The organism is Fodinisporobacter ferrooxydans, assembly GCF_022818495.1.
Lineage (GTDB): Bacteria > Bacillota > Bacilli > Tumebacillales > MYW30-H2 > Fodinisporobacter > Fodinisporobacter ferrooxydans.
On sequence record NZ_CP089291.1, the window covers coordinates 4323159 to 4340401 of the forward strand.

At 47.1% G+C, this 17243-nt stretch carries 15 protein-coding genes; 6 read left to right on the plus strand and 9 right to left on the minus strand.

What is annotated here, in order from left to right; genetic code table 11:
* Window positions 1–14: 14 nt before the first annotated feature.
* The gene (locus tag LSG31_RS20815; RefSeq protein ID WP_347436947.1) at window positions 15–539 is read right to left on the minus strand and encodes a D-glycero-alpha-D-manno-heptose-1,7-bisphosphate 7-phosphatase; all 525 of its coding nucleotides are present in this window, start codon (window positions 537–539) and stop codon (window positions 15–17) included.
* A gap of 161 nt (window positions 540–700) precedes the next feature.
* On the opposite strand from LSG31_RS20815, the gene LSG31_RS20820 reads away from it, so the two are divergent.
* From LSG31_RS20820 to LSG31_RS20835, 4 genes are all read left to right on the plus strand, one after another.
* On the plus strand, window positions 701–1432 hold the full coding sequence (locus LSG31_RS20820; RefSeq protein WP_347436948.1) for a L,D-transpeptidase family protein: 732 nt from the start codon (window positions 701–703) through the stop codon (window positions 1430–1432).
* A 267-nt stretch (window positions 1433–1699) separates the two neighbouring features.
* A complete protein-coding gene (locus LSG31_RS20825; protein ID WP_347436949.1) occupies window positions 1700–2890 on the plus strand; it encodes an ornithine--oxo-acid transaminase in 1191 nt (396 codons plus the stop codon).
* Window positions 2891–2903: 13 nt separating this feature from the next.
* Window positions 2904–3806 (plus strand): arginase, encoded by a 903-nt coding sequence (gene rocF, locus LSG31_RS20830; RefSeq protein WP_347436950.1) that lies wholly within the window; start codon window positions 2904–2906, stop codon window positions 3804–3806.
* A gap of 135 nt (window positions 3807–3941) precedes the next feature.
* Entirely contained in the window at window positions 3942–4367 is a 426-nt protein-coding gene (locus tag LSG31_RS20835) for a hypothetical protein (protein WP_347436951.1), read from the plus strand.
* 258 nt (window positions 4368–4625) lie between these two features.
* Here LSG31_RS20835 and LSG31_RS20840 read toward each other — a convergent pair whose 3' ends face one another.
* Complete coding sequence (locus tag LSG31_RS20840) at window positions 4626–4772, minus strand: hypothetical protein (protein WP_347436952.1); 147 nt, start codon at window positions 4770–4772, stop codon at window positions 4626–4628.
* A gap of 73 nt (window positions 4773–4845) precedes the next feature.
* Between LSG31_RS20840 and LSG31_RS20845 the strand changes: the two genes are divergently transcribed.
* Window positions 4846–6432: a stalk domain-containing protein gene (locus tag LSG31_RS20845; RefSeq protein ID WP_347436953.1), complete on the plus strand. Its 1587-nt coding sequence runs from the start codon at window positions 4846–4848 to the stop codon at window positions 6430–6432.
* 230 nt (window positions 6433–6662) lie between these two features.
* Here the strand turns inward: LSG31_RS20845 and LSG31_RS20850 are convergent, their stop codons facing one another.
* Complete coding sequence (locus LSG31_RS20850) at window positions 6663–7574, minus strand: M15 family metallopeptidase (protein WP_347436954.1); 912 nt, start codon at window positions 7572–7574, stop codon at window positions 6663–6665.
* A gap of 346 nt (window positions 7575–7920) precedes the next feature.
* Between LSG31_RS20850 and LSG31_RS20855 the strand changes: the two genes are divergently transcribed.
* The gene (locus tag LSG31_RS20855; RefSeq protein WP_347436955.1) at window positions 7921–10056 is read left to right on the plus strand and encodes an ATP-dependent Clp protease ATP-binding subunit; all 2136 of its coding nucleotides are present in this window, start codon (window positions 7921–7923) and stop codon (window positions 10054–10056) included.
* A 196-nt stretch (window positions 10057–10252) separates the two neighbouring features.
* On the opposite strand, the gene LSG31_RS20860 is transcribed toward LSG31_RS20855, so the two are convergent.
* From LSG31_RS20860 to LSG31_RS20885, 6 genes are all read right to left on the minus strand, one after another.
* Entirely contained in the window at window positions 10253–11041 is a 789-nt protein-coding gene (locus tag LSG31_RS20860; RefSeq protein WP_347436956.1) for an IclR family transcriptional regulator, read from the minus strand.
* Between the two features lie 196 nt (window positions 11042–11237).
* The gene (locus LSG31_RS20865; protein WP_347436957.1) at window positions 11238–12149 is read right to left on the minus strand and encodes a sugar phosphate isomerase/epimerase family protein; all 912 of its coding nucleotides are present in this window, start codon (window positions 12147–12149) and stop codon (window positions 11238–11240) included.
* 17 nt (window positions 12150–12166) lie between these two features.
* Complete coding sequence (locus LSG31_RS20870; protein ID WP_347436958.1) at window positions 12167–13900, minus strand: thiamine pyrophosphate-binding protein; 1734 nt, start codon at window positions 13898–13900, stop codon at window positions 12167–12169.
* Between the two features lie 69 nt (window positions 13901–13969).
* Window positions 13970–15436: a four-carbon acid sugar kinase family protein gene (locus tag LSG31_RS20875; protein WP_347436959.1), complete on the minus strand. Its 1467-nt coding sequence runs from the start codon at window positions 15434–15436 to the stop codon at window positions 13970–13972.
* Window positions 15399–16361, minus strand: a complete 963-nt coding sequence (locus tag LSG31_RS20880) for a transketolase family protein (RefSeq protein ID WP_347436960.1) — start codon at window positions 16359–16361, stop codon at window positions 15399–15401. Before LSG31_RS20880 ends, LSG31_RS20875 begins: the two co-directional genes overlap by 38 nt.
* Window positions 16362–17192 (minus strand): transketolase, encoded by an 831-nt coding sequence (locus tag LSG31_RS20885; RefSeq protein WP_347436961.1) that lies wholly within the window; start codon window positions 17190–17192, stop codon window positions 16362–16364.
* Window positions 17193–17243: the final 51 nt, after the last annotated feature.

A 17243-nucleotide genomic window follows, 5' to 3' on the forward strand; every position in this document is an offset into this window, starting at 1 on the left:
TCATCCGCGCTAATCTAATGAAAATTAGGCTCGTTCAAAATCCGTTTCACTGCCCCCATCAAATCATTGGCCTGATAATCTGCGGAAACAGCGGGATCATCCCCAATAAAAACCGTTTTTGTTCCCGCCCGCCGTCCTGCCTCTACATCTGTATCCCGATCCCCGACCATAAAGCTTGAAGCCAAATCAATCCCATGTTCTTGCGCCAAATCCAGAATCATTTTGGGCTCCGGTTTTCGGCAGGGACAACCTGCTTTCGGACGATGCGGGCAATATCGGATGGCATCAATATGCGCGCCATCTTTCGCCAACTCTGCCGACATTTTTTCATGTATGTCACGGAGAGCATCTTCTTTCATATACCCAAGTCCGATTCCGCCTTGATTTGTTACGACAAATACCCAAAAATCCGCGGCGTTCAACTTGGCAATTGCCTGACCTGCATCTGCAAATAAAATCAAATCTTCCGGCGTATTCACATACCGGACATGATCATTGATCACTCCATCGCGGTCAAGAAAGACTGCCCGCTTGCTCATGCAATCGCTCCCTCTTTTCAATTTCCGACTGATCTATTGTACCCATTTCCTAATACAGGATCAAATTGCTCACAAGTTCCCCGAGTATTCCCTCGTGATTTAACAAACACTAATTAACACTAATTGTTGCATAAGTGTTTGTATTCGTGAGGTGTCAGGAAATGATTCGATGGTTCCATTGGTTTTTTCGCAAACAAATGCAGCACATTTTTGCGCTTTGCAGCATTCTCTTTATCAGTTGTTTGATTCCCCAGGAAATTTGTCATGCCAATACTGTAGGGGCAAATTTTGAGGAGTTCTACAAACCTGGGAATACAAGCGATTTTTATATTTTTGTCGATACAATACGACACCGTATGATCGTAAAACAAAATGGAGTCATGATTCGCACATTTCCCATCGCCATTGGCACGGATGATACGCCGTCACCTATAGGAGAATGGAAAGTCATATCGAAATCAAAGGATTGGGGATCCGGCTTTGGCACACGATGGCTTGGGCTCAATGTGCCATGGGGAATCTATGGCATTCACGGAACAAACAAACCACAATCCATTGGAAGGAGAGCCAGCCACGGCTGTGTCCGGATGTTTAACCGGGATGTTGAAGCATTATTTCAAATGATCCCTGTAGGAACCCCCGTCACGATATCCGGATATATTCTTGGCGCTCCATGGGAATTGCCGCGGCGGCTGGTCGAGGGAGAACGCGGACCAGATGTGCTTTTAATTCAACAACGATTAAAATACGGCGGATATTATTCGGGAACATGCGATGGCATTTACCGTGGGGATTTGGATTATGCCTTACAAAAGTTTCAAAAGGTCAATCATATTTCAATTGATCGAAATGTAAGTCTTGCTGATTATCGTTCACTTGGGTTGGATGAATAGAATGTGGTACGGTCCTACAAATTTACAAATTCATGCTGCAAATTTTCATTGCACTTATAACGCTAATATCTATGGCATGCAAAAATTATTTGCATACTATATGTTCAAATCTGTTTAAAAATATGTTTCCTGTTCTCTCATTTGCAGGTATCAATCTTCGAACGCGGTTTAAAATCCTCGTCGTTCCACAGTTGGCATAATTCTTGCTTATTATGTTGACAGAAAGGAACGCATGTTTCCAAAATGAACGACTTGGGAGGATCTATCATGACTGTCAGTCAATCCATTATTCAACAAACCGAAGCATTCGGTGCGCATAATTATCACCCGCTGCCGATTGTCATAGCAAAAGCGGAGGGTGTATGGGTCGAAGATCCTGAAGGCAACCGCTATATGGATATGTTGAGTGCTTATTCTGCCTTGAATCAAGGACATCGCCATCCCAAAATTATTCAAGCCCTCAAGGATCAAGCGGATAAAGTGACACTGACTTCCAGAGCATTTCATAATGACAAATTGGGTGTATTTTATGAAAAGCTTTCCACTCTTACGGGAAAACGGATGATCTTGCCGATGAATACGGGCGCTGAAGCGGTTGAAACGATACTCAAAGCTGTTCGTCGCTGGGCATATGATGTAAAAAAAGTACCGGAAAATCAGGCGGAAATTATCGTTTGTGAAGGAAATTTCCATGGACGGACTGTTACAATTACATCTTTTTCCTCGGAAGCGGAATACAAACGGGGGTTCGGACCTTTTACACCCGGTTTTAAAATTATACCATACGGAGATATTGACGCTTTAAAACAAGCGATCACAGCAAATACAGCCGCTTTCCTGGTCGAACCGATTCAGGGGGAAGCCGGGATCCGCATTCCCAAGAAAGGATTTTTAAAAGAAGCAAGCCAACTATGCAAAGACAATCATGTGTTATTTGTCGCCGATGAGATCCAAACAGGTTTTGGACGAACGGGAAAACGTTTTGCCTGTGACTGGGAAGATGTGATTCCGGATGCATATATTCTGGGGAAAGCCCTCGGCGGCGGTGTATTCCCGATTTCCGCCGTCGCTTCGGACCCGGAAATTCTCGGTGTATTCAATCCAGGGTCACATGGTTCAACGTTCGGAGGCAATCCTTTGGGATGTGCTGTTGCCATCGCTGCACTTGAAGTTATGGAAGAAGAAGGACTTGTCCAGCGTTCCCTCGAATTAGGAGATTATTTTATCCGGCAAATAAAGACCATGCAAAACCCTGGCATTCGGGACATTCGCGGCAGAGGGCTGTTTATCGGTGTCGAACTCCATGGAAATGCTCGTCCATATTGTGAGAAACTAAAAGAACTGGGTCTTTTATGCAAAGAAACACATGAAACCACCATACGCTTTGCACCGCCTTTAATCATTAAAAAAGAAGAACTGGATTGGGCAATCGAACGAATTTCAAACGTGCTACAGTAAGGAGTATGCGATCATGAAAAAAACAATTAGCGTAATTGGTGCGCCGATGGATTTGGGCCAAGGAAGAAGAGGTGTCGATATGGGGCCTAGTGCGATTCGTTACGCCAATTTGAAAGAGCGCATCGAGCGGCTTGGCTATCCCGTAAAAGATCTGGGGAATATCCATGTACCTACAGCAGAAACACACAACATTATCAATGAAAAACTGAAATATTTACCGGAAGTCGTCAATGTCAATACCGAAATATACGAAAAAGTGGCTGAAGTTGTTCAGCAAGGCGATTTCCCGATCGTACTCGGCGGCGATCATTCCATTGCCATCGGCAGCATTGCGGGCGTCACTTCAAAAATCTCTTCGTCCGTCGGCGTCATCTGGTTTGATGCACATGCCGATTTTAACACAGAAGATACGACACCTTCCGGAAATATACATGGGATGCCGCTGGCCTGCAGCGTCGGTGTCGGCCAGCGGGACTTGACCTCCATTGGCGGATTTTCCCCCAAATTGCAAGGGAAAAATGTGGTAATCGTCGGTGCGCGGTCGATCGATCCAGAGGAACGGGAATTGATCAAACAAAATGGCGTTACCTGTTTTACCATGCATGAAATCGACCGCATGGGAATCGGCCGGGTCATGGAAGAAGCCATCCGAATCGCTTCAGACGGAACGGATGGCATTCACTTGAGCCTCGATCTCGATTCATTGGATCCGGATATTGCGCCTGGTGTTGGAACACCCGTGCTTGGCGGCGTCACCTATCGTGAAGGCCATTTGGCCATGGAAATGCTGTATCAGTCGGGAAAAGTAATTTCCTGTGATGTGGTAGAAGTGAATCCGATTCTCGATCGCGGCAACAAAACCGCACTTGCCGCCGTTGATTTGATCTGTTCGCTGCTGGGCAAATCCATTCTGTAGCAAAAAAGCCGGATCCGATTCCGGCTTTTCATTTTGTATGAATGTATTTTGTATGAATGCCCTGTTGCGAAATGCGGACATTTGTCATACATATGAACTATAAATCGTAAATACTTCGAATAGAGGGCGCATTTCATGAGCAAACTCGAAGGATTCAAATGGATTCCGCTTTTAATCAAAGCGTATAGTGAAGTACAAGTTCGCAAAGCTTTAGCGGCACAACAAAATGAACTTCCCAATGCGCCATCCCTGTTTGTGGAAGGCCAAGCGAAGGAACACAACGTCACTCCCAAACAAAAACACACCATAAAACCTTCACAAACAAAGCAGACATCCCCTACTACAAAATCGCAACCATATAATTATCATTTGATATTGCGTGAACTAAAAGAAACCCAACGGAAATTGCATCGCTTGGAAAGCACGCACAAACAGCTATTGAAACAACTGCAAAATCATTTTGAGCATCCGGGCAATACAACAAAAAAATTATACAGGCAAGAAAACAAACCCTACAAACGCTCAAAGCCGAACAAAACTCAGCCTTTCATCGCTCCATAAAGGACGATGACAAAATTCAACAGAATTTTGCAAAGTTTTTACAAGAATTTTGTAAAATGTAATAGGAAGTTTTGCCTCCATGTCGAATCAAATACTAGATTACTAACATTTGGCGACTAAATTTTGTTTCGAAACAGGGGGTACTTACTTCATGTCCGGCTTTTTCTCCTGCACAAACTCCGGCAAAAAAAGGAAATTTCCATACTTTTCTATCTGGACACTTGCAGCGCTATTCAGTCTGTATGGCTCGCATGTATCCTACGCGGATAGTACTGTTGCTACATCCGCTACACCAGCCACACCAGCCACACCAGCCACACCAGCCACACCAGCCACACCAGCCACACCAGCCACACCAGCCACACCAGCTACACCAGCTACACCAGCTACACCATTTCGGATCATCCAGTATCCGACATCCAATAATTTTTACCAATCGATCAACGGGGCTCTCTACCATGTTCTAGGCACGCCGGAATTGCCTCAAGAGTCGTTCTACGTCGGGAAATCGCCCGCTTTCATACAGGATGGACAAATATATGTACGCAATTCTAGTCATCAATTTTATCGGCGGGATCCGGATGGGGACCACCTGGTTGGCACCTACGAACCGGAGTTTGAAACACTGGATTTACGTTTGAAAAGTCCGATTCAAGCATCTGCTATCAATGCTTTTATCGCCAGCCACAGCCCGAATAGCCCTTTAATCGGCCTTGGACAAGCGTTTGTTGACGCGCAATCAAAATTCGGTGTGAATGCGGAATATTTGGCTGCACATGCCATTTTGGAAAGCAATTATGGAACATCCGTCATTGCGCGGGACAAAAACAACTTGTTTGGCTATCAGGCATATGATGTTGATCCATATGGCAGTGCCGCCCATTTTGATTCTTTTACAGACGCCATCAACTACGAAGCATACTTTGTCCGAAAACAATACCTGGACGCCAACGGTCAATGGTTTGGCGGAAGTCCTACCCTTGACGGAATGAATGTACACTATGCAAGCGATCCGTACTGGGCAGAGAAAATAGCAGGCATCATGAATCAGATGTACGCCTACCAGACGACAGTTTACAGTCAGGAACAGCCTTTGCCGCTGATTGCAGCCAAGCCTGCCGGTCCGACTCCGGACTCCGTGCAATCTGTGATTCAAAAAACCGTCCCGATGACAGCCAGTGGAGTCACCACAGATCAGGTCAATTTCCGGCAAGCGCCTTCCCTTGACAGTTCGATTTACCGCGTGTTATCCGGCGGTACGAAACTTGCGGTAATCGGTCATTCAGGCGCTTGGTATGAAGTAAAAGTCGGTTCCCAAACCGGTTGGATTTTCCAAGACTACATCCAATTGACAAATGATTCATCCGATTCGGCGAATCAAAACACAGGATCAAGTCCAGCTGCGAATACCACATCCGGAAATGGTTCAAATGCAAATACTGCCGGAACAACCGGCAGCGGTTCCCCAACCGGCATTGCAAGTCCGGAGATCACGACGCCGCCAGTTCCGACAACACCGCCCATTTCCTTAAATGGCGATACGACGGATAACGTAAATTTCCGCAAGGGACCATCGTTGACTGCAGCTACATATGGGGTGTTAAGCAAGGGAACCAAAGTAACCATTCTCGGTTTGCAACAAGATTGGTATCACGTCCAAATCAACGATCAGGTAGGCTGGATCAATAAGAATTACGTGGAATTGAATCGCACGCATCAGGGATTGACCGTATTTGTGAATGGTACGGAACAAAGCTACAATCCATCGCCAATCATCGAAAATGATCGTACATTGGTTCCCTTGCGTGCCGTATTCGAAACATTGGGAGCAAAAATCAACTGGAATCAAGCAACACAAACCGTTACAGCTTTCAAAGGCCAAACCAATATCGTCCTAAAAATCGGATCATCAACTGCCTATGTGAATGGAAAGCCGATTCAACTGGATGTGCAGGCACATACCCTGCAAAATCGAACAATGGTTCCATTGCGGTTTGTATCGGATGCTCTTGGAGCCAATATCAGTTGGGATGGATCGACAGAGAGCATTTTTATAACATCCTGATTTTCAAAACATGTACATCTAACATTGCGAGCAAATCGTATAAACATTCAAACGAAAGAGGACAGCCGCCAAAGCTTGGAAGCTGCCCTCTTTCGTTTTCTTTACAAGTACACTCCGTCGCCTATTCGCGCTTCGGCTTCGCACTTCTTGTGTCTTGCTTCACCACTTTTTGTACGAAAATAACATTTTCATGTGATGCGGTGGCTGAAAGGCCACATAAGTTTGAACACTTACTTATAGAGATGCTGGTAGTATTCCTCAAGTGTCCAGCCGTTTTTCTGCAACAGCTTGGCGACATCTTTCCCGACGTATCGGATGTGCCACGGTTCGTATTGGTATCCTGTAATCGACTCTTTGTTTTTGGGATACCTTATTACAAAGCCATATTCGTATGCATGTTGCGCCAACCATTTGGCAGCCGGCAGCTTCGCAAACCCGTCTTCTACCGCATATTGTCCCGTGCTGTCCGAAACATCAATCGCAAGTCCTGTTTGATGTTCGCTTGTTCCGGGTTTTGCACTGAAGGTATTTGCTGCTTGTACACCTTGTGTAGCCACGTATTGATCGTAAACCGTTTGCTGCGTGGCATAAGACCGGTATGCCGATACGCCATAGATATAGATTCCATCCTTTTTCGCTCCGGCAACAAGTTGTACCAAAGCATCTGCCGCCACTTTCCGCATCAAATGAATTTCCGGGTTCCCCTGATAGAGAAACGGAATATTCGGAGTGACAAGATCGGGCGGTACATAGTTATCCGGCAACGCATTATATTTATTGACCAAGACCAAGATACTTTCGGGGTTTGAAACGACTTGTATCTTTGCAGGATTGAAATTCGGCTTGGCCGTATTCATATTGGCTTTCGGGGCAGCCGTCCCGCCGTTGATAGTATTGTTACCGGCAATGCTGTTGCTGGTATCGTTATGATTGCTAATACTGCTGCCGGCAACCGCAGAAACCGGGTTACTTTTGGCTTCCACCGGACTCATTGTGGCATTCGATTTGCTTGTTCCATTATGTAAGTGCAAAAATTCCGAAGTTACTTGATTAAAATTCTGGCTGAATTGATTACTGCAACCGACAAGCAAAGTTCCTAGAATCCATATTGCAGCGAATTGTGCATATCTGTGTTTTCTCACTACTAGTCTCCCTTTGAGGTCTCTATTCCTATCTTTTCATTTCTGATACCCATTATACAAGAATCAAACAGAAAAATGTTGAAAAAAGGTGAATATTGTTAGACGAGAATTGAAATCGGACGGTTCCACAAAAAAATTTTTCAAAAGACTTGAAAGTCAAATAAGGTCAAATTATAATAATAGTAAAAGATCAAAGAAAGTCAAAGTCAATTACGCATATACATGCGGACAGATATATAGAATGCATGCTGCGGCTCGCAAAGGAAGCCATCTTAATATGAGAGCCGCAAGTGAGAACAAAACACTATCAGTAAGAACAAAACGCAATTTCAAGGAGGTTACTCAAATGAAATGTCAAAACTGCAAACAAAACCCTGCAACAATTGAAATGCAAATGAACATCAACGGAAAAACAACACATGCAAAGCTATGTCAAACATGCTATAGAAACATGGGAACATCGTTGCAAACACGGTCCCTCTTCGATGCGTTTTTTCCGATGTTCAATCAAATGAACCAAGCCAAATCCTTTGGTTCTATGGGAAATCCAAATATCTCGGTAGCCGAGCAAACATCGAGAGGATCTGGCGTTCTAGATCAATTAGGCAAGAATATCAGCGCAGAAGCACAAGCAAACCACATCGATCCGGTCATCGGCAGAGATCGTGAAATTGAACAAGTCATCGAAATTCTCAGCAGACGCAATAAAAACAATCCGGTTCTGATCGGTGAGCCCGGCGTGGGAAAAACAGCCATTGCAGAAGGGTTGGCGCTAAAAATTGCGAATGCTGAAGTTCCTGCAAAACTCTTGAATAAAACCGTCTACACGCTGGATGTGGCAACATTGGTTGCCGGCACCGGCATTCGCGGACAATTTGAGGAAAAAATGAAAGCAATCATTGAGGAACTTCAGGATCGCAGCGATATTCTCTTATTCATCGATGAAATTCATCTGCTTGTGGGCGCGGGGAAAGCGGAAGGTTCGATGGATGCGGGAAATATTTTAAAACCGGCCCTCGCGCGCGGCGAGTTGCAATTGATTGGCGCAACCACATTAAAAGAATACCGGCAAATTGAAAAAGATGCCGCACTGGAACGGCGTTTTCAACCGGTGATGGTGGACGAACCGACAAACGAAGAAGCAATTGAAATTCTAAAAGGATTGCAAGACAAGTACGAGCAATACCACAACATTCGCTACAGCGATGAAGCGATTCAAGCATGTGTCACATTATCAAAACGTTACATTCAAGATCGCTTTCTCCCGGACAAAGCGATCGATCTGATGGATCAGGCAGGCGCCAGAAAAAGTTTGGATGCACAAAGCGGCAGCACAACAGAATTAGAATCGAAATTGCAGCAAGTGCGCACTTTGAAACAGCAAGCAACGGCGGAAGAAAAGTATGAAAAAGCCGCTGAATTGCGTGATCAGGAATGGAAGTTGGAAAAAGAACTCGCACACGCCAAAGAACACGACACCGCCATTGTGCAAGTCGAAGACATCCAATGGATCATCGAGAAAAAGACCGGCATACCTGTAAGAAAATTGCAGCGAGCGGAACAAAATAAAATGAAACATTTGCAGGAATCCCTCGCAGCAAAAGTCATCGGTCAAGACCAGGCAGTGGAAAAAGTGGCAAAAGCGATCCGCCGCAATCGTACCGGGCTCGTATCAAAATCCCGACCGATCGCATCCTTTCTTTTTGTCGGACCGACCGGAGTTGGGAAAACAGAGTTGGCAAAATGCCTGGCGGAAGAAATGTTCGGCTCGAAAGATGCCATGATTCGCCTCGATATGAGCGAATATATGGAAAAACACAGCGTCTCCAAAATCATTGGCGCGCCTCCGGGATATGTCGGTTTCGATGAAGCCGGCCAACTGACAGAGCGAATTCGCCGCAATCCGTACGCAATTCTGCTGATTGACGAAGTAGAAAAAGCACACCCGGATGTTTTGCACCTTTTCCTGCAAATTCTTGAAGACGGCCGATTAACAGACAGTCAAGGCAAAACGGTAAGTTTTAAAGACACTGTCATTATCATGACATCCAATGCAGGCGCGACAGACGGGAAGAAAATCGCGATCGGTTTTGATGCAAGGGAAGAAGACGATCGGGATGCTTTGCTGGAACAATTGGGCCAATATTTCCGGCCGGAGTTTCTCAATCGATTTGACGCGATCCTATCTTTCAACCGATTGACGAAAGAACATCTCGTACGAATTGTGGATCTCATGTTAAACGATCTGATTCGACAAACGGCAGAACAGGGATTGACTGTCACAGTTTCAGAAGCGGCAAAAGAAAAACTGGCAGAACTCGGTTACCATCCCGCATTCGGCGCACGTCCGTTGCGGCGTACCATACAGGAATTTGTGGAAGATGGAATTTCCGACGTTTTATTAGATGAGGAATCTGTCAAGCATATCGAGGTTCTGGTAGAAAACAATCAAATTACCGTGAAACACAAACAGTCGGCATAAGTAGGTGCAAATCCATACCAAGAGGATAAAAGCCGATATAAGCCGGACTAAATAAATGGGGATTCGAGACCCAGACTGCAGACAAACGTCTTGTGAAGCTTGGGTCAGAATCCCCTTTTTTTAATTTTTGCATATTCATGTACGATTTTTGCATATGCTCATGCACGCGAAACATGCTGAATCCGTATGATGACACTTACTCCTGTGCTGATGCCAAACGAAATCCCCGATAACCAAGGCGCTCCGAAATTTGATAAGCCGTTTGCGTCACGAAGGGAACCATTTCCTGCAACCGATCGTGTGTCATGCGAAAACTTGGCCCGGAAACGCTGATTGCAGCAACCACTTTGTTATTGTAATCCCAAATCGGCGCTGCCACACAACACACTTCAATTTCATTTTCTTCAATATCAAGCGCATAGCCGAGCTTCCTCGTCTCGTCCAAAGCATCCAGCAATTGGTTGCGATCCGTAATCGTATACGGTGTAATCGGTTTCAAACCATAACGATCGATGATGGCGACTGCCTCGGACGGAGGCAAAAAAGCCAAAATGGCTTTCCCGAGACCTGTGCCATGGACGGGTACCCGCTTGCCAACCCGTGAATGCATGCGCGTCGTATTGCTGCTTTCCACTTTATCGATATACACAATTTCTCCATGATCGAGCACTGCCAAATGAACCACTTCGTTGGATTCCATTGCCAATTTATGCAAAAACGGAGCAGACTCCCGCCGCAAATCGATCCCGGTCAGAAGCTTCATTCCCAAATCAAGCACACGATACCCCAATTTATATTTTCCGGTCCCAGGATCCTGTTCAATATAACCGCGAGCAGCTAGTGTATTCAAAAGCCGATGCACAGTACTTTTGTACATCCCGACTTTTTCGGCCAATTCGGTAATGCCGACGCCATCCTCGTAATCACTGATGATTTCCATCAGCATACATGCTTTATCTACAGATTTTACCGTATATTCTTCCATTTTGCCCCCCCTATCCTGTCCGTGCCGTATTTCCAACTTCCTGCGCAGGCTGCCGGCGCTATCGTCCATACGGAATTTGGCGGTCCGGCCTGCTGTTTTATCTATCCTATGGATGTAGACTGTATCGAAGTAAAAGATAGGGACGGCAACAAAGACCGTCCCTCATGCATTCATCCGACTTGTCATGGCAATTTTTTCAGACTCTTTGCCATGCGGTGCGCAGTGTTCGTTTTGCTTGAGCAATAATCGCTTGTGACGATTCTCCCGGTGCCGGTTTGATTTCAAACGCCAGTACGCGATCTGCTCCTTCCGCCAAATAACCAATATCAAGCAATGCACGGAGATATTCAGTTAATTCAGGAACATCGATCTCTCCACCATTATACCCAAAACGAGGATGTGTGTCTCCATATAAAGGATCATTTTTATCACGAATCACGCAGTTCCCCATATGTGCGTGATTGAGATAATCACGCGTGGTTGTCAGTGCTTTTGCCGGCGATTCCCCCTGCATCGGCAGATGGCTGAGATCGACCATAAGTCCAAATGCAGGATCTACTTTTCTGACTTCCTGAGCGACTTCCACAGCCAATCGGGTAGGACCGATCAAACAGCACTTATCTGTCACATGGTCGAATAATTCCAGGGAAAGCTGCAAATTGCCTTTGGAACGGGCATATCGGCAAAGTTCCTGAATGGAATCGATCAAATATCCAATCGCTTTTTCTCTGTATTCCTCCCCCGGATCTCTGCCGGAAAGAAAGCCAAGTTTGCCTGCTCCGATCTGGCAGGCCTGATCAATCCCTTCTTTGACAAGCGCAATAGCACGACTCCGCTCTTCCGCATCCAACGCATTCAAATTTCCTTTATTGCCCAAAAGAATCGGTTGCGCCCCAAACCCCACAGCTACTCCGGCACTTTCGAATAATTGCCGCGCTTGTATCGCTGTCTCTTCATCCGGTGCCGATGTCACTTCAATTCCGCCAAAAAAATCATCTTCGATAATGGCCGAAATGGACCGTAAATACTCTTCACTGGATTTCGCATTTGGATATGCCATAAAATGCACGATACCGACGCGCATAAAATCATGTAAACTTTGCCGCATGTTCTGCTGCCTCCCCTTTATACCGTCTCTACTACACCTGCGATGGAACCGTTGTTGGACATGGAGCAAACTGCCTTTTCATCGACCAAAACTTCAATCAAATACGGTTTGCCAGATGCCGCCGCACGCTCGAGCGCACCTTGAATTTCATCATAATGTGTAACAAGCTCTGCTTCGACTCCCATCCCTTTTGCCGTAGAAACAAAGTCGATTCCGCGGTCATGGCCAAATTCCTCATTGTGATAAATCAAATCGGTAGAGATGGCCCGTTCCGCATAGTACCAGTTCTGTTGCTGGCGAATCAGGCCCAGCAAGGAATTATTCAATAAGAAAACAATCACCGGAATGTTATGCTTCGCCGCTGTCGCCAGATCTTGCAGGGACATGCCCAAACTGCCATCGCCGACAATATTCACAGATTGCCGTTCCGGATACGCCAGTTTCGCAGCCATTGCCGCACCAAGACCCCAGCCCATCGTGCCGGCACCGCCTGTAATCAAAAATGTCCGTGGAACAAATGTTTCAAATAATTGTGTGGACCAAATTTGGCTGATCCCGCAATCGTGTGATACAAATGCATCCCGATCCAGGAACTTGCGCAGTTCCAAAAGCGCTCGCTGCGGCTTGATCGGCAGTTCATCAAAGTCTTGCTTGCGCGCCATTTCTTTGCGGTCTGCCAGCAGTTTTGCAATCGTCGGTTTTGCCTCCAGCTCTTCCCAAGACGGCACCGTCTTGCCACTTGCTTTTGCACGGTCGACCATCATGTACAGGAACGCTTTCACATCTGCAGCGATTCCCAAATCGATCGGAAAGTATTTGCCCAATTCTTGTTTATCGAGATTTACATGAACGATCGTGCGATTGGCTGTAAAAACTTCAAACGTACCGACGCTGCGATCGGCAAATCGACCGCCCACGTTGAGGATAAAATCGGATTCCAACAACGTCTGATTCCCCAATGGCGTGTTGCACATCGTCCCCATGCGTCCGGCAAACAGCGGATGGTCGTTCGGGAATGCATCAATTCCCATCAATGCAGTAACAACCGGCAATTCATACAAAGAAACGAACTCTTCCAGTTCTGCTGTTGCGTTGGATAATATGACACCACCGCCGACGATCAAAGCAGGTTTCTGCGCACGTTGCAAAAGTGCAATCACTTGATCGATTTCTTGTTCTGTCGGTGTCGGCAATTGTTCCGGCTGTTCTTGTGCGATTGCATCAATATCGATTTCAATGACTTGCTTTTGAATATTAAGTGGGAGGTCAAGCAATACAGGTCCTTTTTTGCCTTTTGTGGCCGTATTCCACATATCGACAAGCCACTCTTCTGTTTTCGCAGCATCGTTCCAAAGATAGACACCTTTACAGACAGGACGTGCCATATCAGTTATCGGAGCTTCCTGGAACGCCATTGTGCCGATCATCGGCGTGCTGACTTGACCGGTCATGGCAATCATCGGAATCGAATCCATGTAGGCGCCGTACAACCCTGTCAAAAGGTTGGTTCCGGCAGGGCCTGACGTAACGGCACAAACACCCGCTTGGCCCGTTGCGCGGGCATATCCATCTGCCATAAACGCAGCTGTCTGTTCATGGCGTACAACATAGGATGTAATCTTGCTGACTTCCCGAATGGCATCAAATACAGGAAGTATCGCAGCACCGGGAATTCCATAAAGTTGTGTAACACCCTTTTTCTCCAAGAAACGAACGATCGCTTCTGCTACCAGCATTTTTTGCTTTGCCATTGTAGTATCCTCCTCAACCCCAGTGATCTTCGCGTCGTTTCGCAGCCAGTCTGGGTACTTGTTTATTTGTCAAGCTTGCCGCATTTGCCGATAGGATTGATAGCGTTCAATCAATCTTGCAAGCGCATCTGTATCTCCGACATTTCCCGGAAAAACAATATAATGCAAATGCGGCCATTTACTTTCGGAACCGAGTTCCCAAACGGGAACGCCGGGAAGTGCTTGCCCGGCCACCCAGGCTTGTTGTACCGATAGTCCATCGCTTGCAATCGTATGTGACGTAATTCCGCCTTTTGCTACAAAAAACGCCGGGCGAGTCGGCAGCTCCCGGACTACCTGCACAATCGCGTCCATAATCCGCCTGCCGATGTACAAACTTTCCTGCGCCGACTTTGCCTGAACCAGTGTCCGGCTTGTAAAACATACGACATCCTTGCCTGCTTGCAGCGCTTCCGAAATGGCTCTGATCACCCGCTGAATTTCCCGCTCCCGCTGTTCCTGCAAAAGGGATTCGCTGTGCATTTCTACCTGGACCATTTCACATGTGTCCAGCAATGCCTGCAATTGACTTGTCGTTTTATTGACAAACGACCCGACGAGCACGAGTCCGCCCGTACCTTGCGTACGATCCACTACCCGCTCCACCGGCAGCGGGTCGATGCGAGTGATTCCGGCATATGCCCGAACAAAGGAAGCGGCTGTCCGGAAGAAAAAACGTTTGCCGCGCTTCCGGCATTCCAGGCAGGCGAGGGCAACGACTTGCAGATCCGCATCGTCAACCGCATCCACTGCAATGACTTGCTGATTTGTCGCTTGCATCAATGTATCGATCACCGCATCGATGCCGGCAGAACGGATTTGCTCCAGAGATAGTACGACAACTGACTGTTGATTGACGGTCGGCCATTTTTCTGCAATCCATCTCGGCAAGTAAGCGGACGTGAACGGGAACGCCGGATCCTTTGCAAATTCCGTCTGATCTGCCGGCAGATACGCATTGCCTTGTTTGACGTAGTGCGTGCCGTTATAGGTAAACCGCCCACCTTCAAAAAACGCCGGTGAAAGGAGGATGCCGTCGATGTCGCCAAAGCGGCTATCGTTGATAAATGGCAGCACGTCTTCCGGAAAATGGCCCCGCAATGTAGAATCGCTGCGGCTGATCACATGTACCTTGATTTTCAACTCTGCCGCAACTTCCACAATCCTGTCGGCGATTTCCCGATGGATCTCCAGCGCCCGTACCGCATCCACGCTGCGCAGATTTGTCAAAATGTATACCAGATGTTCCGGCGCTTCCAACGCTTGCCGGAGTGTCTCCCGATCCCAATTCATTAATGCGCGGATTCCGTGCACGGTTTGACACCCGGTCGGATCATCATCCAACACGATGATTTTTTCAGAACGATGTTCCCAATATTGGCGAATCAAATCCATTTGATCTGTAAGCGAATGTTCGATATACGTCGACCATGGACATTCCTGCATCATGTACACACCCTCACTGACAGGATTCATTTCGAACCGGTTGTTCCACAATTTCATGGACCGCCTGGATCACATTGACGGCACGCATTCCCAACAAGTCCAGCAGCTCATCCATTTTTCCGGAGAAACCAAAGCGATCCAAATTGCCGACAGATCGCATCAGCGTTGGCTGTACGCGCGTCAATCCTTCGGCAACCGCGCCGGTCAAACCACCGACGATGGAGTGTTCTTCGACCGTTACCACCCGTTTCGTCTTGGCGGCAGATGCGGCGATAGTGTCCAGGTCTAACGGTTTAATCGTCGCACAATGAATCACTTCTGCCGAAATGCCGTCTGCTTGCAGTTGGTCAGCAGCCTGCAATGCTTCATATAGCAAGATGCCGGTTGAGATAATCGTTACATCTTGCCCTTCGCGCAGGATGCGCGCTTTGCCGATGGCGAACGGATCTTGCTCATTTGTCACAACAGGTGCAGGGAGTTTCCCGACGCGCAAATATACCGGACCTTCAAATTCCGCTGCCGCTTTCACCGCTTTCTCCATTTCAACCGAATCACAAGGTACGATCACTGTCATTCTCGGCAATGCCCGCATCAATGCGATATCTTCAAAAGGCAAGTGGGTAGCGCCTTCCTGTGCGGCAGATGTGCCTGCGTTATGGCCGACAATTTTCACGTTCAAATTGGAGTAACAGACAGATATCCGCATTTGATCCCAAGCGCGTCCTGTCAAGAAGTTCGCATACGCATTGGCAAAAGGAATCTTTCCGCCTAATGCGAGGCCGGCTGCAGTACCGACGATATCCTGTTCCGCAATCCCCATGTTGAAAAACCGATCCGGGTACTCTGCGCCAAATAAATTGGTCAAGTTCGATTTTGCACAGTCTCCATCGAGAACGACGATCTTATCATTGGTTTTGGCAATTTCAATCAGAGATTTTGCGTACCCTTCCCGCGGTGCTATTTGGGCAATCGACATTTATACCAACTCCTTCAGCGCAAGTTCAAGTTCTTGTTCATTGGGCGCCAACCCATGCCATTTCGCGTCGTTTTCCATGAACGTGACGCCTTTTCCCTTGATCGTATGTGCAATAATAACGCTTGGTTTGCCCTTGACTGCCGCCGCTTCATCAAAAGCGTCATCGATTTGTTGAAAATCATGTCCGTCGATCTCGATCACATGCCAGCCAAATGTTGCCCATTTTCCTTTTAGATCGCCCAATGTTTTCACTTGATCTGTCCATGTGTCCAACTGAATCTTGTTCCAATCGACAATGGCGCAAACATTATCGAGTTTGAAATGTGCTGCTGACATCGCTGCTTCCCATACCTGGCCTTCTTGCAATTCCCCATCGCCGATCACGCAGTACGCCCGCCGATTCTTGCCGTCAAGCCTGGCAGCCAAAGCTACGCCGTTGGCCACAGACAGCCCTTGCCCAAGAGAGCCGGAAGAAATATCAACGCCGGGTGTATGCTCACTGCCGGGATGTCCCTGAAAACGGCTTTCCGGTTTGCGCAATGTCGCCACGATTTCTTCTGCCGGGAAATAACCCGCTTCCGCCATTACTGCATACCACCCCGGAGCCGCATGGCCTTTTGAAAGAAATACCATATCCCGCTCTTCCCACTCCGGTTCATTCGGTTTATGATTGAGTTTTTCCAGATAAAGAACAAGCATAAATTCCATCTGCGAAAACGATCCGCCAGGGTGGCCGCTGCCTGCTTGATGCAACGCACGCAATACGGTGCGGCGCGCCCGTTTGGCAGCATCCGTCAATTCTCCCTTTCGCTCGTCCGTCAACTTAGCCATCCAAGAATCCTCCATTCTCCGCATCCAATTTCAATTTTTGTTCTGAAATAC